19 protein-coding genes are annotated in these 22,339 nt (G+C 69.6%); 6 read left to right on the forward strand and 13 right to left on the reverse strand.

The window, feature by feature from the left end:
- Nucleotides 1-10: 10 nt before the first annotated feature.
- Nucleotides 11-748: a MerR family transcriptional regulator gene (locus ncot_RS18375; RefSeq protein ID WP_168618903.1), complete on the forward strand. Its 738-nt coding sequence runs from the start codon at nucleotides 11-13 to the stop codon at nucleotides 746-748.
- 152 nt (nucleotides 749-900) lie between these two features.
- On the opposite strand, the gene ncot_RS18380 is transcribed toward ncot_RS18375, so the two are convergent.
- Nucleotides 901-2,040, reverse strand: a complete 1,140-nt coding sequence (locus tag ncot_RS18380; protein ID WP_168618904.1) for a luciferase family protein — start codon at nucleotides 2,038-2,040, stop codon at nucleotides 901-903.
- Between the two features lie 151 nt (nucleotides 2,041-2,191).
- On the opposite strand from ncot_RS18380, the gene ncot_RS18385 reads away from it, so the two are divergent.
- Nucleotides 2,192-3,034, forward strand: coding sequence for a prephenate dehydratase (locus ncot_RS18385; protein WP_240937970.1), 843 nt, complete (start codon nucleotides 2,192-2,194; stop codon nucleotides 3,032-3,034).
- Nucleotides 3,035-3,088: 54 nt separating this feature from the next.
- Here ncot_RS18385 and ncot_RS18390 read toward each other — a convergent pair whose 3' ends face one another.
- The 7 genes from ncot_RS18390 to ncot_RS19765 form a co-directional block, all read right to left on the reverse strand.
- Nucleotides 3,089-4,690 (reverse strand): DUF222 domain-containing protein, encoded by a 1,602-nt coding sequence (locus tag ncot_RS18390; protein WP_168618906.1) that lies wholly within the window; start codon nucleotides 4,688-4,690, stop codon nucleotides 3,089-3,091.
- A gap of 99 nt (nucleotides 4,691-4,789) precedes the next feature.
- The gene (locus ncot_RS18395) at nucleotides 4,790-5,965 is read right to left on the reverse strand and encodes an acyl-CoA dehydrogenase family protein (RefSeq protein ID WP_168618907.1); all 1,176 of its coding nucleotides are present in this window, start codon (nucleotides 5,963-5,965) and stop codon (nucleotides 4,790-4,792) included.
- Between the two features lie 148 nt (nucleotides 5,966-6,113).
- Nucleotides 6,114-6,308 carry a CsbD family protein gene (locus ncot_RS18400; protein WP_168618908.1) on the reverse strand — a complete coding sequence of 65 codons (195 nt, stop codon included), beginning with the start codon at nucleotides 6,306-6,308 and terminating at the stop codon, nucleotides 6,114-6,116.
- A 205-nt stretch (nucleotides 6,309-6,513) separates the two neighbouring features.
- Complete coding sequence (locus ncot_RS18405; protein WP_240937971.1) at nucleotides 6,514-8,031, reverse strand: DEAD/DEAH box helicase; 1,518 nt, start codon at nucleotides 8,029-8,031, stop codon at nucleotides 6,514-6,516.
- A 269-nt stretch (nucleotides 8,032-8,300) separates the two neighbouring features.
- On the reverse strand, nucleotides 8,301-9,731 hold the full coding sequence (locus ncot_RS18410) for an NAD(P)/FAD-dependent oxidoreductase (RefSeq protein ID WP_168618910.1): 1,431 nt from the start codon (nucleotides 9,729-9,731) through the stop codon (nucleotides 8,301-8,303).
- A gap of 65 nt (nucleotides 9,732-9,796) precedes the next feature.
- A complete protein-coding gene (locus ncot_RS18415; RefSeq protein ID WP_168618911.1) occupies nucleotides 9,797-11,038 on the reverse strand; it encodes an acyl-CoA desaturase in 1,242 nt (413 codons plus the stop codon).
- A gap of 124 nt (nucleotides 11,039-11,162) precedes the next feature.
- The gene (locus ncot_RS19765) at nucleotides 11,163-12,431 is read right to left on the reverse strand and encodes a ferredoxin reductase (RefSeq protein ID WP_240937972.1); all 1,269 of its coding nucleotides are present in this window, start codon (nucleotides 12,429-12,431) and stop codon (nucleotides 11,163-11,165) included.
- 145 nt (nucleotides 12,432-12,576) lie between these two features.
- On the opposite strand from ncot_RS19765, the gene ncot_RS18425 reads away from it, so the two are divergent.
- Nucleotides 12,577-13,767: a helix-turn-helix domain-containing protein gene (locus ncot_RS18425; protein ID WP_168618912.1), complete on the forward strand. Its 1,191-nt coding sequence runs from the start codon at nucleotides 12,577-12,579 to the stop codon at nucleotides 13,765-13,767.
- A 113-nt stretch (nucleotides 13,768-13,880) separates the two neighbouring features.
- Nucleotides 13,881-15,065 (forward strand): SGNH/GDSL hydrolase family protein, encoded by a 1,185-nt coding sequence (locus ncot_RS18430; protein ID WP_168618913.1) that lies wholly within the window; start codon nucleotides 13,881-13,883, stop codon nucleotides 15,063-15,065.
- Between the two features lie 120 nt (nucleotides 15,066-15,185).
- On the opposite strand, the gene ncot_RS19770 is transcribed toward ncot_RS18430, so the two are convergent.
- The 4 genes from ncot_RS19770 to ncot_RS18450 all read right to left on the reverse strand — a co-directional run bounded on the left by ncot_RS19770 (nucleotide 15,186) and on the right by ncot_RS18450 (nucleotide 18,667).
- Nucleotides 15,186-15,500, reverse strand: a complete 315-nt coding sequence (locus ncot_RS19770; RefSeq protein ID WP_240937973.1) for a hypothetical protein — start codon at nucleotides 15,498-15,500, stop codon at nucleotides 15,186-15,188.
- A 255-nt stretch (nucleotides 15,501-15,755) separates the two neighbouring features.
- Nucleotides 15,756-16,679 carry a CDP-diacylglycerol--serine O-phosphatidyltransferase gene (gene pssA / locus ncot_RS18440; RefSeq protein WP_168618914.1) on the reverse strand — a complete coding sequence of 308 codons (924 nt, stop codon included), beginning with the start codon at nucleotides 16,677-16,679 and terminating at the stop codon, nucleotides 15,756-15,758.
- Nucleotides 16,679-17,362, reverse strand: coding sequence for a phosphatidylserine decarboxylase (locus ncot_RS18445; protein ID WP_168618915.1), 684 nt, complete (start codon nucleotides 17,360-17,362; stop codon nucleotides 16,679-16,681). The genes pssA and ncot_RS18445 overlap by 1 nt, the downstream gene beginning before the upstream one ends.
- A 147-nt stretch (nucleotides 17,363-17,509) precedes the next feature.
- Nucleotides 17,510-18,667 (reverse strand): CaiB/BaiF CoA-transferase family protein, encoded by a 1,158-nt coding sequence (locus ncot_RS18450; protein WP_168618916.1) that lies wholly within the window; start codon nucleotides 18,665-18,667, stop codon nucleotides 17,510-17,512.
- A gap of 93 nt (nucleotides 18,668-18,760) precedes the next feature.
- Between ncot_RS18450 and ncot_RS18455 the strand changes: the two genes are divergently transcribed.
- Together ncot_RS18455 and ncot_RS18460 are read left to right on the forward strand one after the other, a co-directional pair.
- Nucleotides 18,761-19,342, forward strand: a complete 582-nt coding sequence (locus tag ncot_RS18455) for a PadR family transcriptional regulator (protein ID WP_168618917.1) — start codon at nucleotides 18,761-18,763, stop codon at nucleotides 19,340-19,342.
- Nucleotides 19,339-21,465 carry an NADPH-dependent 2,4-dienoyl-CoA reductase gene (locus ncot_RS18460; RefSeq protein WP_168618918.1) on the forward strand — a complete coding sequence of 709 codons (2,127 nt, stop codon included), beginning with the start codon at nucleotides 19,339-19,341 and terminating at the stop codon, nucleotides 21,463-21,465. The genes ncot_RS18455 and ncot_RS18460 overlap by 4 nt, the downstream gene beginning before the upstream one ends.
- A 137-nt stretch (nucleotides 21,466-21,602) precedes the next feature.
- Here ncot_RS18460 and ncot_RS18465 read toward each other — a convergent pair whose 3' ends face one another.
- Nucleotides 21,603-22,259 carry a hypothetical protein gene (locus ncot_RS18465; RefSeq protein ID WP_168618919.1) on the reverse strand — a complete coding sequence of 219 codons (657 nt, stop codon included), beginning with the start codon at nucleotides 22,257-22,259 and terminating at the stop codon, nucleotides 21,603-21,605.
- Between the last annotated feature and the right edge of the window lie 80 nt (nucleotides 22,260-22,339).

Raw genomic sequence — 22,339 nt, forward strand, 5'->3', positions numbered from 1 at the left:
ACGGTGACGAATGCAGGAATCAGTCGATTCCCTGTCGGGGCTGATGACCCTCGACGAGCTGTGCGAGCGCGTCGGGATGAGCGTCCGCAACGTGCGCTTCTACACCACCCGAGGCCTGGTGCCGTCCCCCATTCGTCGCGGCCGCTCCGGCTACTACACGAACGACCACGCTGCCCGTCTGGAGCTGGTCTCCGAGCTGCAGGCCCACGGCTTCACCCTGGCTGCGATCGAGCGCTACGTCGCCAGCATCCCGGACGAGGCACCAGCCGGGAAGATCAGCCTGCACCGCGCCCTGCTGGCTCCGTGGATGGCCGAGCACCCCGAGCGGATGACCCTCGCGCAGCTCAACGAGCGTGCCTCACGCGAGCTCACCGAGGAAGAGCTGCAGACCCTGGCCGTCCTCGGCGCGATCACCCCTGGCCCGGACGGCGCGTACGACGTGGCGGTGGCCCACCTCGATGCCGGCCTGCGGCTGGTCCGGTTCGGCTATCCGCACGAGTCCGCCGAGGCAGCCAAGGATCTCTACGACGAGCACGCGCACGCGATGGCCAGCGACATGCTCGACCTGTTCCGCAAGAAGATCTGGCCCGCCCTGCGCCAGTCCGGCGCCAGCGACGAGGACCTCACCGAGGCCGTCGAGCTGCTCAAGCCACTGTCGATCGCGGCCCTCGTGTCGTCGTACGAACGCGCGGTCAACGAGAACATGCGCGAGGAGATCGCCCGCCGGGCCGGCGACGAAGGCACCTAGCCCCCGGTGGTTGAGGAGGCGAGGAACGAGCCGTCTCGAAACCACCCCGTCGGCCGAGACCACACCGAGGCCCGCGCCCTTTGCGCGCGATTCACTGTCACCACATGACAGTGAATCGCGCGTAAGTCTCGGAATCGCGGCCCGAGGCCGGCTCAGCCGAGCGCGTAGAGCCGCGAGGCCTCGACGATGCCGGCGACGGTCTCGACCTCGGCCTCGGTGCGGGGGGCATAGACCAGCACGAAGCCCGGGGACTTGCGGGTGCCGGCGTGCATGTGGGGCTGCGCCCAGCCCTTGGCGATCGCGTCGGCCGCGAGGTCCGTGGGCAGGGTGAGGTGCAGCGACGTGTCGTAAAGCGGGTGCAGGTGGGCGAACTCCTTGTCGTCCTCGACCACGAATGCCTCGGCCGGGCCCGCCGCACCCGCCAGGAAGAACGCGCGGGAGCCGGGCACGGCGACCTGCGACTCGCCCACGCTGACGCCCTCGCTGCGCTCGATCCGCTCGAAGAGCGCGGTCTGGAGCTCGTGGGAGGACTGGTCGGAGAACTGCTGCTGGGGGTAGGCCCAGCTCACCAGCGGACGCGCACCCGGACGGACCGGCAGCCCGTCGGGCATCGTGGGCCAGGCGGCGGTGTCAGGCACGCCGACCGCGGCGGCTCCGACGGTCTCGAGGTGGTGCAACCGACGGGAGATCCAGTCGGCGAGGTCGTTCGCGGTCTCGTGGGAGATGGTGTGACCATCCGGGTCGCGACGCGCCAGGGTGGAGGCGCCCGAGTCACCCGTGAGGTAGTCCCAGGTCCGGCCCATGAGCTCGGCCGGGATGACGTGGTCCTGCTCGCCCTGGACCACGAAGACGGGCAGCCCGGCGAGGCGGGCCACGTCGACCGGGACTCCGGCGTCGAAGGGCAGGGTGCCGTTGAGGATCGCCACGCCCGAGAAGCGCTTCGGGTCGCTGAGCACGAGACCCCCGGCGAACGCGGCGCCACCGCTGAAGCCGACCGGGATGACGGTGCGTCCCTGGGGGGCGACCTCGTCGAGCCACGTGCGGAACCAGGCGATGACCTCGCTCAGCGACTCCTCGACAGGACGGCCGATGCCGCGGTTCTCGAACCACGCGTAGCCGCCGCCCTCGGCGATCGGCGCCCGCACCGCGGCGTACGCCGGGCCCTCGGGGAGCTGCTCGGAGAGCGCGAGGATCGAGGACTCGTCGGCGCCACGACCGTGCAGCAGCACCACCAGCGGTGCGGACGGGTCGGTGGATCCGGCGGTGGTGACGACTGGTGCCTCGAAGCTCATCTGGTGGATTCCTCGTTCTCTGCGCGACGGTGGGAGCCGGGGCAACCGGACTCCGGGGTCAGATTACGCGGCGCCGCACCGGCAGGGAGCCGCAGGTGCACTGGGTGAACATTCCGGGCGTGGACCGAAGCGGGCTGGAAGAATGCCCCGGGTGACTGCGAAGAAGATCGCCTACCAGGGCGAGCCCGGCGCCAACTCCGACATCGCCTGCCGCGACGTCCACCCCGACTGGGAGCCGCTCCCCTGCGCTTCGTTCGAGGATGCCTTCGCAGCTCTTCAGGACGGGTACGCCGACCTGGCGATGATCCCGATCGACAACTCGAGCAACGGCCGGGTGGCCGACATCCACCACGCGTTGCCGGGCTCCGGCCTGCACATCGTGGGCGAGTACTTCCTGCCGATCCACTTCCAGCTGCTCGCCGTCCCGGGGGCCACCCGCGAATCGATCAAGACCGTGCACAGCCACATCCACGCGCTCGGCCAGTGCCGCCGGATCATCCACGAGCTCGACGCGAAGCCGGTGACCGCTGGGGACACGGCCGGGTCTGCCCGCGAGGTCGCCGAATCCGGCGACCCGACCCGCGCCTCACTGGCGACCGCTCTCGCCGGCGAGATCTACGGCCTCGAGACCCTGGCGACCGACGTCGAGGACGAGGAGCACAACACGACGCGTTTCGTGGTGCTCTCCCGGGAGTACGTCGTGCCACCGGTCTCCGACGAGCTGACCGTGACCACGTTCGTGTTCCGGGTGCGCAACCTGCCGGCCGCGCTCTACAAGGCGCTCGGCGGCTTCGCGACCAACGGCGTGAACATGACCAAGCTGGAGTCCTACATGGTCGACGGTGAGTTCAACGCCACCGTGTTCCTGGCCGACGTCGAGGGCCACCCCGACGAAGCCCCGCTGGCTCGGGCACTGGAGGAGCTGGAGTTCTTCACCACCGAGATCCGGATCCTCGGCGTCTATCGGGCCCACCCGTTCCGCGCCCAACGCTGAGGCCAGGCGCTGGGTCAGGCGACCGGGATCACGCGCTGTGTCGGGCGGCCGGGATCACGCTGTGAGTGTGAAGGAGGTCGGTGGCTGGTTGGGGTGCACAAGGCCGAGGTCTGCTCCGAGGCCGTGGTCGTCACCGGTGGTGAGCAGGTCGATGGCGAGCTCGTGGTCGTCGTGGTGGTCTGAGAAGACCAGTGCGCCGAGCCACGGCGGCAGGTGGTGGGTGCCGGTCTGGTCGACCAGTCGGTAGCGGTGATGTCGGGTGCGCCAGACGTAGAGGTCGGGCACGGGTTGTCGCACGGCCAGGACTCCGGCGGTCTTGATGCGGTGGTGGTGTCGGCTCATCGGGCCGGCGTTGTCGACCCGGGTCTGACCCGGCGGGCCGTGCGGGTCGTAGGGGATGGTGTGGTCGATGTCCATGTGGTGGGTGGTGTTGACCGCGTGCGGGTAGCAATCGGCGGGCGACCGGGTCAGCACGGCCTCACGAAGGGCCCCGGTGAACGCGTAGGAGTCGACCGGTCGGGTTGCCCAGGGGTCGAGCACCGGTCGGATGCTCACCTCGGTCAGCCGCAGCACCGCCAGTGCCTCGGCCAGGGTGACCGGGCCGTGGCCCTCGACCTTGGCCACACCCCCAGCAACGGTGCCGCTCGTGCTCGCCCGGGCCATCGCCTGCACCGCATCCTCGGACAGGTGCAGGTGGACGATGGTGGTGGCCCTGGCACGCGACGGCACCGGCTCGGTCGAGTCGGCCAGGATGGCCAGCGCGGACTCCGGGCTGCCGATCAGCAGGCCCAACGCCCGGGACCGGGCCACCGAGATGGAGTCGAGGTCTCGGCGGGGCACACCGGCAGCCAGGTCGGTGGCCAGCAACTTCTCGGCCAGCCGCTGGACCTGGGCATCACCCACGATGGCCTCGGCCGCGGTGAGCTTGGCATACAGGCCCTTGAAGCCGCGCCGCGTGGAGGGATTGAACGTCACGAAACGCGGGTCCGGCTCGTCGCGCTCGTCCCCGGAAAAGGACCCACCCCCGTCACCATCACCCCCGGAACCACCGGCACCCTCGTCGTCCCCGGAGCCCTCGTCACCGGAGCCCTCAGCGCCGGACCCCGCATCGGCTGCTTCGGCCTCGGCGGTCTCGGCGAGCAGCACCAGCGCTTCGAGCCGCTCGAGCAGACGCCCGGTCGGCAGCGACCCGACCAGGTCGACCAGGTCGGTGGCGATCAGGTGAGCCGACTGGGGCGTGAGGTGACGGGTGAGCGCGGCGATGCGGCGCAGCACCCACACCTCGACCGTGGTGGTGGTGCACGTCAGCTGCCACAACGGGCTCAACCGGTGACGCAGGTCGAGGGCATCGGCAATCAGCCTGCGCGCCGACTCCGGGTGCACCCCCAAGGACACCGCCAGCTCGGCCGTGGCGAACTGTGCCACCACCGGAGTGCCCTCACCGCCCCAGCGCCGGAACACTGGGTGCTCCCGCCGCGCACCGGGCTCATCGGTGGCACCATGCCCACGGGTGACGCCCTCGTGGTCGCCGTGCAGGTCCGCCCAGTGGGCCGCGCTGTGCAGCACGCTCACCTCGGCACCGCGACGTGCAGCCACGGCAGCATCGACCACGGTGAGCGTGTCACCGGTGTCGAGACCTGCCATCGCTGTCGTCATGTCCTCGACCCAACACCTGACCACCGACAACGCAGCGCGGAAACCACCCCGTGGTCTCAGCATGCTGACAACTGCGGAAAACAGTTCCGGCGAGCGGCCTCAGCGGTAGGCCGACTCGCCAGTCACCGCCTGTCCGATGATCAGCTGGTGCACCTCCGAGGTGCCTTCATAGGTCAGCACCGACTCGAGGTTGTTCGCGTGCCGCATCAGGGGGTATTCCAGCGTAATCCCGGCGGCGCCGAGGATCGTGCGGCACTCGCGGGCGATCGCGATCGCCTCGCGGGTGTTGTTCAGCTTGCCCAATGACACCTGGCGGTGGTCCAGCCTGCCCTCGTCCTTGAGCTTGCCGAGGTGGATGGCCAGCAGCATCCCCTTGCCCAGCTCGAGGGTCATGTCGGCGAGCTTCGCCTGCGTCAATTGGAAACCGGCCAACGGCTTGTCGAAGATGTCACGTTCCTTGGCGTAGGCGATCGCGGTCTCCAGGCAGTCGCGGGCCGCGCCCAGTGCACCGAAGACGATCCCGAAGCGCGCCTCGTTCAGGCACGACAGCGGGCCGGAGAGTCCCACCACGTTCGGCAGCACTGCATCGGCCGGAAGTCGCACGTCGTCGAGCACCAGCTCAGAGGTGACCGACGCCCGCAGCGACATCTTCTGCTTGATCTCCGGAGCCTCGAAACCGGGAGTATCGGTCGGCACCACGAAGCCGCGCACGCCCTCGTCGGCCCCGTCATCGACACGGGCCCAGACCACCGCCACGTCGGCCACGGAGCCGTTGGTGATCCACATCTTGTTGCCCTTGATGACCCAGTCCGTGCCGTCACGGCGGGCGCGGGTGATCATCCCACCCGGGTTGGAGCCGAAGCCCGGCTCGGTCAGCCCGAAGCAACCGATCGCCTCACCGGCCGCCATCCGCGGCAGCCACTCCTGCTTCTGCTCCTCGGATCCGTGCTTCCAGATCGCGAACATCGCCAACGACCCCTGCACCGACACCAGCGACCGCAGCCCGGAGTCGCCCGCCTCCAGCTCCATGCAGGCCAGGCCGTATGCCGTGGCGCTGGTGCCCGCGCACCCGTAGCCCTCCAGGTGCATGCCGAGCACCCCGAGATCGCCCAGCTCACGCGCCAGCTCACGGGCCGGGATCGACGCCGACTCGTACCACCCCGCCAGCTGCGGCTTGACCTTCGACTCGACGTACTTGCGCACGGTGTCGCGCATCGCCTTGTCTTCATCGGAGAGCAGGGAATCGGTGTCGAAGAACTCCAGGGGCGTGGTCACGCTCCCAGCATCTCACCGAGGCTCGTCGCCCCCCGAGTCAGCCGGCTGGGACCCCGCTTCGAGCGGTGCTCGCGCAACGTCCTGCGTCGCGGCCGCTGGAACAGCCGCGACGCAGGACGCCGTCAAGGAGTGGAACGAAGTCAGCGGGTCAGGACTTGAAACCGTCCTTGACGTCGTCGACGGCGTCCTTGGCCTTCTCACCCGCGTTCTTGAAGCTGGCCTCGGCCTGGTCGCCCTTGCCCTCGGCCTCGAGGCTCTCGTCGTCGCTCGCCTTGCCGGTGGCTTCCTTCGCCTTGCCCTTGGCATCCTGAGCAGTGTTCTTGGCCTTGTCCGCGAAGCTCATCCTTGGCTCCTCTCGTCGCGTCACTCGGTGGGCCATGCCAGTACCCATCCCGTTCCGGCTCATGCGACGGCGGTCCGACCGAAGCACGACGTCCTGTGACGCGGCCGCCAGAACGACCGCCACGCAGGCCACGACGCACAACGTCCTGCGTCACGGCTGCCGGAGCAACCGCGACGCAGGACGTCGTCGAGGAGTGGAGCGAGGGTCAGCGACGACCGCTGCTGAACGAGGCGGCGCTGTGTGAACCGGCACCTTGGCCGCCACGGGAGCGGTTGGCGCCGCCACCCTGGCCACCGCGCGAGCGGTTCCCGCCACCGTTGCCGCCGCCGTTGCGCGAGCCACCGGAGCGCGAACCGGCCCTGTCGCCCTCAGCGCGCTGGCCCCCGCCACCGTTGCCGCCACCTGTCGGGTTGCCACGACGTGACTGGCCGTTGGTCTGGCCGCTCTTGCGGGCGCGCTTGCGCTGGGCGTTGGCACCGGTGGACTTGCCGCCACCGCCGGTCTGCTTCGGAGCCTCGATGACCAGGCCACCGGGCGTGGAGCGCGTGCCGGGAGCGAGCTCGACGAGGATCGGGTGGGCCGAACCATTCAGGCGCGTGGTGGTCGGCTTGATGCCGGCCGCGCGGGTCAGCGCACGGACGTCGCGCACCTGCTCGTCGGTCATCAACGTGATCACTGTGCCCTCGGCACCAGCTCGCGCCGTGCGGCCCGAGCGGTGCAGGTAGGCCTTGTGCTCGGCCGGCGGGTCCGCGTGGACGACCAGCGCGACGTCGTCGACGTGGATGCCGCGAGCGGCGACGTCGGTGGCGACCAGCGTGGTGGCCTTGCCGGAGTGGAACGCGTCCATGTTGCGGGTGCGCGCGTTCTGCGACAGGTTGCCGTGCAGGTCGACGGTCGGGATGCCGTTCTTGTTCAGCTGGCGGGCCAACGCCTTGGCACCGTGCTTGGTGCGGGTGAAGATCACCGTGCGGCCGGGGGCACTGGCCAGGTCGGCCAGCACGGGCACCCGGTGCTCACGGTTGAGGTGCAGCACGTGGTGGCTCATCTTGGCGACCGGCGACTGCGCCGAGTCGGCCTGGTGGGTCACCTGGTCGTGCAGGAACTGCTTGACCAGCGTGTCGATCGCGTTGTCGAGCGTGGCCGAGAAGAGCAGGCGCTGTCCGTCGGTGGGCGTCGCCTTCAGCAGGCGGCGTACGGCGGGCAGGAAGCCGAGGTCGGCCATGTGGTCGGCCTCGTCGAGCACGGTCACCTCGACGTCGCCCAGGGTGCAGTGGCCCTGCTGGATCAGGTCCTCGAGCCGGCCGGGGCAGGCCAGGACGATGTCGACGCCGTTGCGCAGGCCCTGGACCTGCGGGTTCTGGCCGACGCCACCGAAGACGGTCTGCGTGGTCAGGCCGGCGGCCTTGGCCAGCGGCTTGATGACGTCGTGGATCTGGCCCACGAGCTCACGGGTGGGGGCCAGGATCAGCGCACGCGGCGCCTTGCTGCGCGGCTTGCGGCCGGTCAGCTCGAGGCGCGCGACCAGCGGCAGCGCGAACGCGAACGTCTTGCCGGAGCCGGTGCGGCCTCGGCCGAGCACGTCGCGGCCGGCCAACGAGTCGGGCAGGGTCGCTGCCTGGATCGGGGTGGGGGTGGTGATGCCGAGCTGGTCGAGCACGGCCACGAGGTTCTTGGGCGTGCCGAGGGCGCCGAAGGACGTGGGCGCAAGTGTGTCTGTGGACAAGAGAGAAGTCGCAATCCGTTGGTGTGTCTCACCAAGCCGTCCCGTCGGTCGACGGGGAAGGAAACCATGCGATCGCGGACCCGAAGAACGGGATCTGCGAAGGCGGCGCATCGGCAACTGCGCGAGTTGCGCGCCGGCGACCCGAGGCAAGACTGAACGGGTTGCTGACTACAACTGTAGGGCACAGCAACCCCATTCGTTGCATTCAGTGACCAGTCACACGTTCGCCCCCACGCCCCGGAAGGCCGGGCCCGGGCCGCGACCAGGGCTCAGCTGAACTCGAGCACGCCGTCGTCGATCCTGCTGTTGCGGATGGCTCGTACGTCGTGGAACCAGCTCTGCTTCAGCTTCCACGGCTCGACGTCGCCCTGCTTCGGCAGATCGTCGAGCGAGCGGAGCACGTAGCCGGCCTCGAAGTCCATGAACGGTTCCTCGGCGACACCCTCCTGGCGCACCGGCACGACGGTGCGCGCCCCGACCTCGTCCATGTGCTCGAGCACCCGGCACACGAACTCCGCCACCAGGTCGGCCTTCAGCGTCCACGACGCGTTGGTGTAGCCGATCGTGTAGGCGAAGTTGGGCAGGTCGCTGAGCATCAGCCCGCGGTAGGCCATCGTGTTGGGCGCGTCGAGCTTCTCACCGTCGATGGTCACCTCGATGCCCCCGAAGAGCTGCAGGTTGAGCCCCGTCGCGGTGATGATGATGTCGGCCTCGAGCTCGTCACCCGACGCCAGCCTGATGCCGGTCTCGGTGAACGTCTCGATGGTGTCGGTGACCACGTCGGCCTTGCCGGAGCGGATCGCCTTGAAGAGGTCACCGTTGGGCACCAGGCAGAGGCGCTGGTCCCAGGGGCCGTACTTCGGCTTGAAGTGCACGTCGACCGGATAGTCCTCGGGCAGCTGCTTCATCGTCATCCTGCGGATCGCCTTGCGCACCAGCTTCGGCTGCTTCTGGCTCACGTTGTAGAGCGCGCTGGCCTGGGCGATGTTCTTGAACCGGGTCACGTTGTAGGCCACCTGGCGCGGCAGCACCTTGCGCACCCCGAGCGCGATCGGGTCCTTGGCCGGCAGCGACAGGATGTAGGTCGGCGAGCGCTGCAGCATCGTGACCTTGGCGGCTTCGTCAGCCATGGCCGGCACCAGGGTCACCGCCGTCGCACCCGAGCCGATCACGACCACCTTCTTGCCGGCATACTCGAGATCTTCGGGCCAGTGCTGCGGGTGCACGATCTCGCCACGGAACCGCTCGCGGCCCTCGAAGTGGGGTGTGAAGCCCTGGTCGTAGTTGTAGTAGCCGGTGCACGACCACAGGAACGAGCACGTCCAGACCTCGCCGCTCTCGGCGGTGACCGTCCACGTGGCGGTCTCGGAGTCCCAGTCGACGGCAGAGATGTGCTGGTCATGACGGATGTGCTCGTCGACGCCGTGCTCGACCGCGGTCTCGCGCACGTAGTCGAGGATCGAGGCACCGTCGGCCAGTGCCTTGTCGCCCAGCCACGGCTTGAACCGGTAGCCGAGCGTGTACATGTCGGAGTCGGAGCGCACGCCCGGGTAGCGGAAGAGGTCCCAGGTGCCACCGCTGGCCGAACGCCCCTCGAGCACGAGGTAGCTCTTGCCGGGCTGCCGCGAGGCGAGCGTTGCCGCGGCACCGATCCCCGAGAGGCCGGCTCCGATGATCAGTACGTCGACATGTTCCGTCACATGGTCGAGGTTACTGAATATTGTTCAATTGCGGTAGGCCCGACCGACCCGACCACCTGAGGTCGTCAGGCGGCGACGGTCTCGCGCTTCTGGTTCTCAGCGCGGCGCTGCATCGCGTCGTACGCCCGACGGACCTTGGGGCCACCGGTCGAGAGCTTGTAGAGGAGCGCGACCTGCTTGGGGGCGTTCTTCACGTTGGTCTCGGCCAGCCAGCCGTTCGGCAGCGAGAGGCGCACGATCTTGTGCCAGGCGCTGGCGACCTGTTTCGGAAGCGAGGCCGAGTGGTAGTTCAGGTCGTACTTCTCGAAGAGCGCCTGCACCTTCGGTGCCACCTCGGCGTACCGGTTGGAGGGCAGGTCCGGGAAGAGGTGGTGCTCGATCTGGAAGCTCAGGTTGCCGGTCATCAGGTGCATCGCCCTGGAGCCGGAGATGTTGGCCGAGCCGAGCATCTGGCGCACGTACCACTCACCGCGGGTCTCATTGGCGGGGATCGCCTTCTTCTCGAACGTCTCGACGCCCTCGGGGAAGTGACCGCACATGATCACCGAGTGGGTCCACAGGTTGCGGACCAGGTTGGCGGTGAAGTTGGCGGCCAGGGTCGGCAGGAACGAGCCGGTCGGGATCGACAGCGCAGGGTGGACGACGTAGTCCTTGGTGGCCTGCTTGCGGATCTTGTTCAGCGTGTTCTTCGCGTTGCGCTTGAACGCGTCGCTCCGCTTCTGCTTCGGGATCCGCAGGTTCTTGCCCAGCTCGAGGTCGTAGGCCGCGATGCCGTACTCGAAGAAGCAGGCGTTGACGAAGTTCCACAGCGGCTGGCCGAGCAGGAACGGCGACCAGCGCTGGTCCTCGTCGACGCGCATGATGCCGTAGCCGAGGTCGTTGTCCTTGCCGACGATGTTCGTGTAGGTGTGGTGCACCTGGTTGTGCGAGTGCTTCCAGCCCTCGGCGGTCGAGGCGTTGTCCCACTCCCACGTGGTGGAGTGGATCTTCGGGTCACGCATCCAGTCCCACTGGCCGTGCATGACGTTGTGCCCGATCTCCATGTTCTCGAGGATCTTGGCGACGCTCAGGCCGAGGGTCCCGGCCACCCAGGCTGGCGGGAAGACACTGGCCAGCAGCACCGCACGCGAGCCGAGCTCGAGCTTGCGCTGCACGTCGACGACCTTGCGGATGTACGCCGCATCGCTGGCACCGCGCGAGTCGATGACGTCCTGGCGGATGGCGTCGAGCTCGATTCCGATCTGCTCGATGTCCTCCGGCGTCAGGTGGGCGGTGGGGTTCTCGGGCTTGCGGGTGATGGTGGTCATCAGATGCCTTTCGGTGATCGAGTGCCGACGAGGAACGAGTCGGTGTGTCGAGGTTCGGTGATCGAGTGGGTGTCGGTGGTCGAGTGCCGGCGAGGGATGAGCCGGCGCATCGAGACCATCGACATCAGTGGTCGATGTGGCACGGCCCGGCGGGCGCGCTGATGCAGGTCTGGATCGACACCCCACCGGCGTTGGTCTCACCGGGGGTGGCCGTGGTGATCTCGCCGTTGCGCAGGTCGCGCACGGCGCCTTCGCGCATCGGCAGCACGCAGCCCATGCAGATGCCCATCCGGCAGCCGCTCGGCATCAGGACACCGGCCTCCTCGGCCGCGTCGAGGATCGTCGTCGAGCCGTCGAGCTCCACGCTCACGCCCGACTTCTCGAGGGTGACCGTGCCGCCCTCACCGGCCGCGACGGTGACCGGTCGGAACTGCTCGGTGAACAGCTCCAGGCCCCGCTCCTCGTGGTGCTTGCCGAGTGCGTCGAGCAGGCCTCCCGGCCCACAGGCGTACGTCGTCCGCTCCACGAGGTCGGGAACCAGGCCGGCCAGGTCCGAGACGTCGAGCACACCGTGCTCGTCGTCGTAGCGGGCGACCAGGTTGATCGCACCGGCCTCGTCGAGCTCGCGCAGGTTGCGGATGAAGATCGAGTCGGGCTCACTGGGCGCCACGTGCACGACCGTGATGTCCGTGCCCTCCGTCGGTGGTTGAGGAGCCGCAGAACCACGCGTCCCCTCCGTCGGTGGTTGAGGAGCCGAGGAACCACGCGTCTCGTCCGTCAGTGGTTGAGGAGCCGAGGAACCACGCGTCTCGTCCGTCGGTGGTTGAGGAGCCGCAGAACCACGCGTCCCCCCCGTCGGTGGTTGAGGAGCCGAGGAACGAGGCGTCTCGAAACCACGCATCAGCACGCCCTCGTCGGTGACCGGGAAGAGGTTGCGCAGCATGCCGATCACCGGCGTGACGCCGGAGCCGGCGGTGACGAAGAGGAGCTTGCGCGAGGACAGGTCGTCGGGGAGGACGAAGTCACCGGTGGCCTGCTCGAGGTGCACCAGGGTGCCGGGCACCGCGTGGTGCACGAGGTGGTTGCTGACCTTGCCGTCCGGCACCGCCTTGACGGTGATCGAGATGTGGCCGTCGGCCCGCGGGCCGTGGGTCAACGAGTAGGCACGCCACTGGCGCACACCGTCGACGTCGATGCCGACGCGGATGTACTGCCCGGGCACGTGACCGGCCCAGTCCGCACCGGGACGGATCACGATCGTGGCGGCGTCGGCGGTCTCGGCGTGGACGGAGACGATGCGACCCCGGAGGTCCGCCCCACTGCGCAAGGGGGCGAACAGGTCCAGGTAGTCGGCCGGCAGCAGCGGCGTGGTGGCGGCTTCGACTGCACGCACCAAGCGGTCTCGGAGTCGTCCACCGCTGTGGGGTACCTCTAGAAGTGCCATGACTCCATGATGAACGCTCCAGGCGATCAACTCATGACCCTGCCTGCGTGAATATGGAGTAGTCTTTTGTTCACCAAGAGTGAAAGAAGCGGTCATGAGCGAACCTCGCGGAATCCGGCTCGATGCGCTGACCCTGCCCGGTCCGGTGATCGCGGCGATGCGCCGGGAACTGCCGGGTTGCGCCGAGCGGGTGGTCACGTCGGTGATCCGCGAGGTGCCGAGCTATTCCGAGCCGTTCCGTGGCCGGATGGGCCGCAACATCGAGAGCGCGGTGGCGATGGCCCTCGGCGGCTTCCTCGACATGACCGCAGCCGCCGAGAGTGACAGCCCGAGCGGTCGGGTGCAGGCGGTCTTCGAGGCGGCGTACTCCCTGGGCCGCGGCGAGGCGCGCAGCGGGCGCAGCATGGACGCGTTGGCGGCGGCGTACCGCGTGGGAGCCCGCACGGCGTGGCACGACCTGAGCAGCAGCGCGGTCGAGGCCGGGCTGCCTGCCGCCGAGCTGGCCCGCTTCGCGGAGCTGGTCTTCGACTACATCGACGAGCTGTCGGCGGTCAGCGTCTCCGGGCACGCCGACGAGCTGGCCACGTCGGGGCGGGTGCGCGAGCGACACCTGGAGCGCCTGGCCGCCGCCATCCTGCGCGGCCTGGGCACCGAGCACCTGCTGGAGCTGGCCGACCGGGCGAGCTGGACACCGCCGACCACGCTGACCGCGGTGATCGCTCCGGAGTCCGTGCTCGGCAGCCTGCGACAGATCGTGGACGCCACGTCGATCAGTGCCGGCAGCGACGTGGCCGGGCTCGAGGGCCATGACGCGATGGCGGTCCTGCTCGTCGCGGACCTCGACCGCGGTGGCCGCGGACAGGTGGCCCAGCGCCTCCGGGACCGGAGCGCCTCGATCGGCCCGACCCGGCCCTGGGACGCCGCCCGCTCGTCCTACGAACGAGCCCTGCGTGCGCTCGACCTCGCGCTCGTCGACGGCGACGCCTCGGTCGACACCGACGACCACCTCGTGCCGCTGGTGCTCAGCGCGGACACGACCGCGCGCGAGGAGCTCCGCGCCAGGGTGATGGCGCCGATGGAGGGGTTGCGCCCCTCCACCGTCGAGAAGCTCACCGAGACGTTGCTGGCCTGGCTGCTGCACCAGGGCCGTCGCGACGACATCGCCGCGGCGCTCTTCGTGCACCCGCAGACCGTGCGCTACCGGGTCGGCCGGCTGCGCGAGCTCTACGGCGACCGCCTGGCCGATCCCGAGTTCGTCCGCGAGGCGACGGTCGCCCTCGCATGAGGCGCGCGGCGCACCGTCCGCCCGCAATGCGCTGACCGTGATGCCGATCACGTGTTAGCGTGCGCGGATCGCGGGCGCCGGGAGGGTCGCCCGCACTCCTGAGGGGATGCTCCATGCCGTCTGCGCCCATGCTTCGCCGCGCCCTGACCGGCTCACTGCTGACCGTGCTGGCCGGCCCGTTGCTGGCCACCATGCCGTCGGCCGTGGCCGACGAGACACCAGCGCCCGCCGGCGAGTACGTCGCCCTCGGCGACTCGTTCGCGGCCGGCCCGCAGATCCTCCCCATGCAGACGACGGGGCCCGTCACCTGCGCCCGCAGCACGAAGAACTTCGCGTCCGTCCTGTCGACCGGCCTCGACGCAGCGACCTTCGTCGACGCCACCTGCAGCGGTGCCAAGCTGACCGACCTGTGGCAGCCGCAGGGCGAGGCACCGCCCCAGCTCGAGGCGATCACGCCCGACACGACGCTGATCACCTTCGGCACCCTGGGCGGCAACGACGTCGGGCTGGTCGGCCTGGCCACGCAGTGCGTCCTCGGCGACTGCGCCGGCACGCCCGACGACGCCAACCACCAGAAGGTCGAGGCCACCCGGGCCGTCATGTCCCAAGGTGTCGAGGACGCCAAGGCGGCCGCACCGGGTGCGACCATCGTGATGGTGGGCTACGGCACCTACCTGCCGCCCGGCGGCTGTCCGGGGACCCTGCCGTTGACGGCCGAGGAGGCCGACTACCTGCAGGGCCTGATCGACCACCTCTCCGACGTGATCGGCGAGGTCGCCGCCGCCGAGGGAGTCCTGTTCGCCGACCAGCGCGAGATTCCGGGGCGTCTCGACCACACCGTGTGCGCCCCGTTCGACGAGCAGTGGATCCGCGGCATCAACACCGGCGACGGCACCGACGGGGCGATGCTGCACCCCTCCGCTGCCGGCATGCGCGCCACCGCCGAGCTGATCGCCGGCGTGACGGGGATCGCGCTGCCACCGGAGGCACCCACGACCGACGAGCTGCTGGATCGGGCCAGGTCCGCGATGAACACCGTCGGCTTCAGGGCCACCTGCAAGGCGGGCGAGGCCACCCTCCGGGTCCGTCGCGGGCAGCACCTGGTCAACCGCGTGGTGTTCAAGGTCGGACGCCACGCGATGAAGGCGGACAAGCAGGCGCCGTACCGCGTCACGCGCAGGGCCGGGGCACTCGCCAGGTTCGACGGCCGGCCCAAGGCGGTCGTCCGCGTGAAGGTCGGCTCCGTGGAGCTGACCCGGACCTTCCGGACGAGTCGACCGGGCTGCCTGCGCGGCTAGTCTCGATCCATGACCCTGGACCGCGACTCACTCCGCGAGCAGCTCGGCCAGCCGGGGGACGCGGCAAGCCACAAGTCGATCCGCGAGCTCGATGCGCACTGCGAGCGGTTCCTCGCGTTGTCACCCTTCGCCGTCGTCGCCACCGCCGACGGCCGGGGCCACACCGACGCCAGCCCGCGCGGTGGGCCGCCCGGATTCATCCGGATGCTGTCGCCAACCCGGGTGGCCCTCGGCGAGCTTCCCGGCAACCGGCTCCTCGACGGCGCCGAGAGCCTGGCCGAGAACCCGTACGCCGCGCTGCTGGTGATGGTGCCGGGCGTGATCGAGACGTTGCGCATCGAAGGGCCTGCCCACCTGACCCAGGACGACGAGGTCCGCGCGGCCACGGCGATCGACGGCCGGCTCCCGTGGGGCGCTCTCGTGCTCGACGTCCATGCGGCGTTCTCCCACTGCGGGAAGGCGTTCAAGCGCTCCGGGCTCTGGGAGCCTGACTCGTGGCCCGACCCGACCGAGCGTCCCCGGATGGGTGCGGTCATCGCCGACCACATGGCGCAGCCCGGTCCGGTCGAGCGCGAGCGGATCCAGGTCCGCAGCGCACTGGCGATGAGGTGCAGGCCGACCTCGACGAGTCCTACGCCCAGCGGCTCTGGGAGTTCTGACGGCCTCCGCACCACAGGCGAGCAGCGCGGGTCAGGCCTCGGCGAGGGCGCTGTCGTCGTCGCCGGCCAGCGGGAGGAACACCGACTGCTGGCGCCTGCGCGGCGGGGCCACCGACTCCGGACCCAGCCAGCGACGCCGCGCGGGAGCGGTGAGGAACCCGAGCGGTGCGGTGAGCACGTAGCAGTAGGCCACGGTCAGGGCGGTGGACGCCGGGACCAGGGCCAGGCCGACCGCCACCGCCAGCAGCACGAGACCCGTGGTGACCCGGGCCTGGGTGGTGCGCGGCGTGACCAGGTCCCGGAAGGAACGGAACCGGATCGTGCTGACCATCAGCCAGGCGGGCACGATGCTGATCAGCACCGGCAGCAGCATCGCCGGACCGACCCGGAAGTCGGGACCCGTGACGTCGGGGTTGTCGAGCGCGAAGACGGTGGCCATCACGACCGCCGCGGCAGCCGGCGAGGGCAGTCCGATGAAGTAGCGCTTCTCGTCCGTCGGGTCGATGGTGAAGTTGAAGCGGGCCAACCGGAAGGCGGCACACGCCAGCCACAGGAACGCGGCGATCCAGGCCGGCACCGGCCACTCGGGCAGCACCCAGGTGTAGACCAGCACGGCCGGGGCCACGCCGAACGAGATCAGGTCCGCGAGCGAGTCGAGCTGGATGCCGAACGGCGAGGTGGCGCCGACCAACCGGGCCACGGCACCGTCGGCGATGTCCATCACGATGGCCACCGCGATCAGGATCGCGGCCAGCTGGAAGTGGCCCGACGTGGCCAGCAGCGCCGAGGAGAAGCCACAGGCCAGGTTGGCCGTGGTGAACAGGCTCGGGGCAGTGACCCGCAGCTGCTCACGCGCACTCAGCTGGCGCAGCGAGACGACGTCCGCACCGGAGTGCGACTCGAGACGCCACCGGGCCAGCACCCGACGGCGGACCGGGACGTGGACCCGGGCCATCAGGCGCCGATCGAGCTCGACGGCCAGCGGCCGATCACGGTCTCACCCGCCACGGTGCGGTCACCCTCGTTGATGTGCAGCTCGACCTCGCGGGGAAGGAAGATGTCCATGCGCGAGCCGAACTTCATCAGCCCGATGCGCTGGCCACTGGCGATCTCGTCGCCGGCCTTGATCCGGGTGACGACGCGGCGCGCCACGAGACCGACGATCTGGCGGAACACGTAGGTGCGCTTCTCGCCGCGCACGACGCGGTTGACGACGATGTCGCTGCGCTCGTTCTCGAAGGCACTCTCGAACTTGTAGGCCGCGTGCCACTTCCCGGGGCGGTAGGTCACCGACTCGACGGTGCCGGCGTACGGCGCCCGGTTGATGTGCACGTCGAAGATCGACAGGAAGATGCTGACCTGCTGCCACTCCCCCTGCACCGGATCGGCGGGAGGGGCCACGCCCTCCTGGCCGGGGCCGACGTACATCACCTTGCCGTCGGCCGGCGCCAGCACGGTGTCCTCGTCGGGAGGGATGAGGTCGGCCGTGCGCTCGGGGTCACGGAAGAAGACGACCAGCCCCGCGGGAAGGGCGAGGAGCCCGGCGGCCAGGCGGGGACGACCGGCCAGCAGCGCCACGCCACTGGGAACGGCGCCGATGGCTGCAGGCAGGATTGCCTCGCGGTCGATGGCAGGCATGGGCGGTCTCTCCGTCGTGGACGTGGGCAGGGCTGCGGCACAACCTAACCCGGAACGGATATTTTTCCCGCCCCGTCGCTCGGCGACGGACCCCTCTCCAGCGGCAGGGCGTGACCCATCCCACCCGGGCCCGCCAGGCACGAGCCGTCAGACCTGGACCGCGGCACCGCTCTCGAGCAGGGCGTCGACATCGGCCACGCCCCACGCAGTCAGGGCCTCACGCGTCTGGGCCCCGGCCTTCTCCGCGGGCGGCAGCGAGAGCGAGGCCTCCGTGCGCGAGAAGCGCGGGGCGGGCGCCGGCTGGGTGAGCCCCTCGTGCTCGACGAAGACACCCCGCGCCTTCATGTGCGGGTGCTCGATCGCCTCGCTCATCGGGATGATCCCGGCGACGCACGCCTCGGTGCCCTCGAAGACCTCGATCCACTCGGCCTGGGTGCGGGTGGCGAACCGCTCGGCGATCACGGCCCGCAACTCGTCGGACCTCGAGAAGTCGAAGCGGTCGGGCGCGGAGTCCTTGATCTCGAGCAGCTCCACGAACACGTCGTAGAACTGCGGCTCGAGCGCACCGACCGACATGTGCTTGCCGTCGGAGGTCTCATAGATGTCGTAGAACGGCATGCCGCCGTCGAGCATGTTGGCGGCGCGCTTCTCCTGGAAGTTCCCACCGGCGAGGAAGGCGGCGGTCATCGCGTTCAGGTGGGCGGTGCCGTCGACGATCGCCGCGTCGACGACCTGACCCTGACCGCCGGTGCGCGACTCGAGCAGTGCAGCCAGGATGCCCATCACCAGGTAGGTCGACCCGCCGCCGAAGTCGCCGACCAGGTTCGTCGGGAAGTGCGGACGAGCCGGGTCCTGGCCGAGGCCGTGCAGGGTCCCGGTGATCGCGATGTAGTTCATGTCGTGGCCGGCGACCTGGGCGAAGGGACCGGTCTGGCCCCAGCCGGTCATCCGGCCGTAGACCAGCCTCGGGTTGCGGGCCAGGCACTGGTCGGGGCCGATGCCCATCCGCTCGGTGACACCCGGGCGCATCCCCTCGACCAGCACGTCGGCGTCCTCGACCAGCGTCAGGACGGTCTCCACGGCTGCCGGGTCCTTCAGGTTCAGCGCGACGCTGGGCCGACCGCGGTTCAGGAGGTCGTGCGACCCGCCGGTCAGCAGCTGGCCACCCGGTCGCTCGATGCGGATCACGTCGGCGCCGAGGTCGGCGAGGATCATGCAGGCATGCGGGCTGGGCCCGATGCCGGCGATCTCGACGACCTTCACACCACGCAGCGGACCGGTTCCCTGACCGAGCTCGATAGTCATGCCGCGATTGTGACAGATCCACTGTCACGGTCGCTCGGTGATCCCGGTCACCGTGGCTTGCAACTCGTTGCATAGGTGGCGCAGGATGTCCGCATGGCCCTCGAACACGCCCTGCTCGTCTCCCTGAGCGAGCGCGCGGCCTCGGGACTCGAGCTGACCCGCCGCTTCGACAGGTCGATCGGCCACTTCTGGACCGCCAGCCACCAGCAGATCTACAGGGTGCTCGGACGGATGGAGAAGGACGGCTGGGTCGCCTCCACCGTGGTCGCCCAGCAGGGCCGCCCCGACAAGAAGGTCTACGAGGTCACCGAGCCCGGCCGGCTCGAGCTCGAACGGTGGCTGGCCGAACCCACCGCCGCAGACCCGTTGCGCTCGTCGCTGATGGTGAAGTTCCGCGGTGCGTCGTACGGCGATCGCGCGGCCCTGCTCGACCAGGCCCGCGCTCAGCTCGAGGACCACGTCCAACGACTCGCGCTCTACGAGTTCATGGAGAGCCGCGACCACCCCGACCCCTCGTCGCTCGAGGGCCACGAGCTCGACGTCTACCTCGTGCTCCGCGGCGGCGTGCGCCTCGAGCAGTTCTGGATCGACTGGCTGACCGAATACATCGATGCCTGGTCTCGAGACGGTCGCTGCGCGACCTCCTCGACCACCGACAAGGGAGACTCCCGATGAGCGACTACCCGCACCTGCTCGAGCCGATCACCATCGGCACCACCACCCTGCGCAACCGGGTCGTGATGGGTTCGATGCACACCGGCCTCGAGGACGCCTTCTGGAACGTGCCGAAGCTCGCGGCGTTCTTCGCCGAGCGCGCCAAGGGCGGCGCCGGCCTGATCATCACCGGCGGCTACTCCCCCAACCTTCGCGGCCACCTGAAGCCGCTGGCCTCCACGATGTCGACCCGGATGCACGCGATGCGGCACCGCCAGGCCACCGACGCCGTGCACGAGCACGACGGGAAGATCGCGCTGCAGATCCTGCACGCAGGGCGCTACGGCTACACGCCGTACAGCGTCTCGGCGTCCAACAAGCAGTCGCCGATCACTCCGTTCAAGCCGACCGCACTGTCGACCAGGGGCGTCGACCGCACCGCCACCGACTTCGCCAGGTCGGCCCGACTCGCACAGAAGGCTGGGTACGACGGCGTCGAGATCATGGGCTCCGAGGGCTACTTGATCAACCAGTTCCTCGCCTCGCGGACCAACGACCGCACGGACACGTGGGGCGGCTCGGCCGAGAAGCGGATGCGGTTCCCGATCGAGGTCGTGCGTCGCACCCGCGAGCTGGTCGGCCCCGACTTCATGATCGGCTACCGCATCTCCCTGCTCGACCTGGTCGAGGGCGGGCAGACCTGGGAGGAGACGGTCACGCTGGCCAAGTCGCTCGAGGCCGCCGGCGTCGACCTGTTCAACACCGGCATCGGGTGGCACGAGGCGCGCGTGCCCACGATCATCACCCAGGTGCCCCAAGGGGCCTGGCGTGAATACCCCGCCCGCCTGCGGCCGGAGGTGGGCGTGCCGGTCTGCGCGTCCAACCGGATCAACAGCCCCGAGCTGGGCGAGGAGATCATCGCCGGCGGCGGTGCCGACCTCGTCTCGATGGCACGCCCGTTCCTGGCTGACCCCGAGCTCGTGAACAAGGCCGCCGAGGGGCGTGCCGACGAGATCAACACCTGCATCGCCTGCAACCAGGCCTGCCTCGACCACACCTTCGCGAACAAGCGGGCCTCCTGCCTGGTCAACCCGCGGGCCTGCCACGAGACCACGCTGGTCCTCGGTCCCACACGTACGACGAAGCAGGTCGCCGTGGTCGGTGCCGGACCCGCCGGCCTGTCCGCCGCAGTCTCGGCGGCCGAGCGTGGCTTCGCGACGACACTGTTCGAGAAGTCGGCCTCGCTCGGCGGCCAGTTCCGCCTGGCCATGCAGGTGCCCGGCAAGGAGGACTTCGAGGAGACGCTGCGCCACTACACCCGACGCCTCGAGGTCCTCGGAGTCGACGTACGCCTCTCGACGGAGGCAACGCCCGAGGACCTGGCCGGCTTCGACGAGGTGGTCCTGGCGACCGGTGTCACCCCGCGCATCCCGTCGTTCCCGGGCGTCGACCACGCCAAGGTGGTCCGCTACGACGAGGTGCTCGACGGGTCCGTCGAGGTCGGCCGCCGCGTCGCCGTGATCGGCGCCGGCGGCATCGGCGTCGACGTCAGCCACTTCCTCAGTGATCAGTCGAGCGACGGCAGCATCGAAGACCTGGACGACTGGATGGCGCACTGGGGCGTCGGGGACCCGGCGATCCACCGCGGCGGACTGACCGAGAAGAAGCCGCGCACGTCGCCGCGCGAGGTGTGGCTGCTGCAGCGCAAGACCACCCCGATCGGCAAGGGCCTGGCCAAGACCTCGGGCTGGGCGCACCGCGCCGTGCTCAAGGACTCCGGCGTGCACCTGGTGCCGGGCGTCTCCTACGACGAGGTCGACGACGCCGGCCTGCACATCACCGTCACCGACAAGGACGGCAAGGTCTCCCGGCAGGTGCTCGACGTCGACCACGTGGTGCTGTGTGCCGGCCAGGAATCGGTCCGGGGCCTGTACGACGAGTTGTCGGCCGCCCGCACACCCCGCCGACCCGGCACGAGTTCACCGATTTCCGCGCCGAGTCGGCGCGTGTTGACGGTGGTGGGCGCCGAGTCGGCGCGTGTTGACGTGCCTCGGCTGCACCTGATCGGTGGCGCCGACGTTGCCGCCGAGCTCGATGCCAAGCGCGCGATCGCTCAGGGCACCCGCACCGTCGCCGACCTCTGACGTCGGGTCGGCTCGCGTCAACAGGTGCCGACTCGACGCTCCATCGCGTCAACACGTGCCGACTCGACGCTCCGTCGCGTCAACAGGTGCCGACTCGACGCTCCATCGCGTCAACGCGTGCCGACTCGGCGTGCAGCTCAAGCTTCGTCAGGCGCTGGCGGCTGCAGCGAGGCGGCGACCACCAGCAGCCCCAAGGCCAGGAACAGGGGCCAGATGTCGATGGTCATGCTGGCGGTGTCCGACATCGGCAGACCCAGGATGTCGTTCAGGTCCCGGAAGTCACCACCCCTGCCGCTCGACCACGACGCACCCTCGTAGTCCAGGGCCTGGGCCGAGGCCAGGTGCCCGGCGACGATCTGGAAGTACTGCGCGACGAAGCCAGCGATCAACACGAAACCGGCACCGATGCGCAGGTTCCGGACCAGCGACGTGTCCTGGCGCGGTCCGCGCAGGAGCCGGGTGCACAGCGCCACAGCCAACAAGCCGAGCACGACGGAGACCGCGCCGAACAAGAGAATCCCCAGAGCATTCAGCGCTTGTGCCTTGCCGGAGAGTCCCTCCAGGACGACCTCCGCCTGGCTGAAGCCCCCGCCCACGACCTCGGCCTCGACACCGTCGATCTCCGTTCCGCGAGGGAGCCGGGGCCAGAACTCGCTGACCGGCATGACGATCTCGGTTCGACTGTCGACCAACTCCAACAGGCACTGCACGGCAGCCCCGATGGTGAAGAGCCAGGCCAGCACCCTGGCCAGCTGGACCGCGCTGCTCGAACGGAGTGCACGTGAGTCGTCCAAGGTTCCCCCGATTCGTCAGTGTTCCGAGGATCCTAGGGGCAGCAAGCCTCACGACAACGCGTCAACACGTGCCGACTCAG

Origin of the sequence: Nocardioides sp. JQ2195 (assembly GCF_012272695.1) — a bacterium.
Lineage (GTDB): Bacteria > Actinomycetota > Actinomycetes > Propionibacteriales > Nocardioidaceae > Nocardioides.

Bases quoted from the DNA above. Each gene is read 5' to 3' on its own strand.
- ncot_RS18425 (WP_168618912.1), top strand. From the start codon at position 12,577: ATGAGCGAACCTCGCGGAATCCGGCTCGATGCGCTGACCCTGCCCGGT.
- ncot_RS18430 (WP_168618913.1), top strand. From the start codon at position 13,881: ATGCCGTCTGCGCCCATGCTTCGCCGCGCCCTGACCGGCTCACTGCTG.
- ncot_RS18460 (WP_168618918.1), top strand. From the start codon at position 19,339: ATGAGCGACTACCCGCACCTGCTCGAGCCGATCACCATCGGCACCACC.
- ncot_RS18390 (WP_168618906.1), bottom strand. From the start codon at position 4,690: ATGACGACAGCGATGGCAGGTCTCGACACCGGTGACACGCTCACCGTG.
- ncot_RS18455 (WP_168618917.1), top strand. From the start codon at position 18,761: ATGGCCCTCGAACACGCCCTGCTCGTCTCCCTGAGCGAGCGCGCGGCC.
- ncot_RS18415 (WP_168618911.1), bottom strand. From the start codon at position 11,038: ATGACCACCATCACCCGCAAGCCCGAGAACCCCACCGCCCACCTGACG.
- ncot_RS18380 (WP_168618904.1), bottom strand. From the start codon at position 2,040: ATGAGCTTCGAGGCACCAGTCGTCACCACCGCCGGATCCACCGACCCG.
- pssA (WP_168618914.1), bottom strand. From the start codon at position 16,679: ATGGCCCGGGTCCACGTCCCGGTCCGCCGTCGGGTGCTGGCCCGGTGG.
- ncot_RS18450 (WP_168618916.1), bottom strand. From the start codon at position 18,667: ATGACTATCGAGCTCGGTCAGGGAACCGGTCCGCTGCGTGGTGTGAAG.
- ncot_RS18445 (WP_168618915.1), bottom strand. From the start codon at position 17,362: ATGCCTGCCATCGACCGCGAGGCAATCCTGCCTGCAGCCATCGGCGCC.
- ncot_RS18400 (WP_168618908.1), bottom strand. From the start codon at position 6,308: ATGAGCTTCGCGGACAAGGCCAAGAACACTGCTCAGGATGCCAAGGGC.
- ncot_RS19770 (WP_240937973.1), bottom strand. From the start codon at position 15,500: ATGGACGTCGAGCACGAGAGCGCCCCACGGGAGCCGGCCGTCGATCGC.
- ncot_RS18375 (WP_168618903.1), top strand. From the start codon at position 11: ATGCAGGAATCAGTCGATTCCCTGTCGGGGCTGATGACCCTCGACGAG.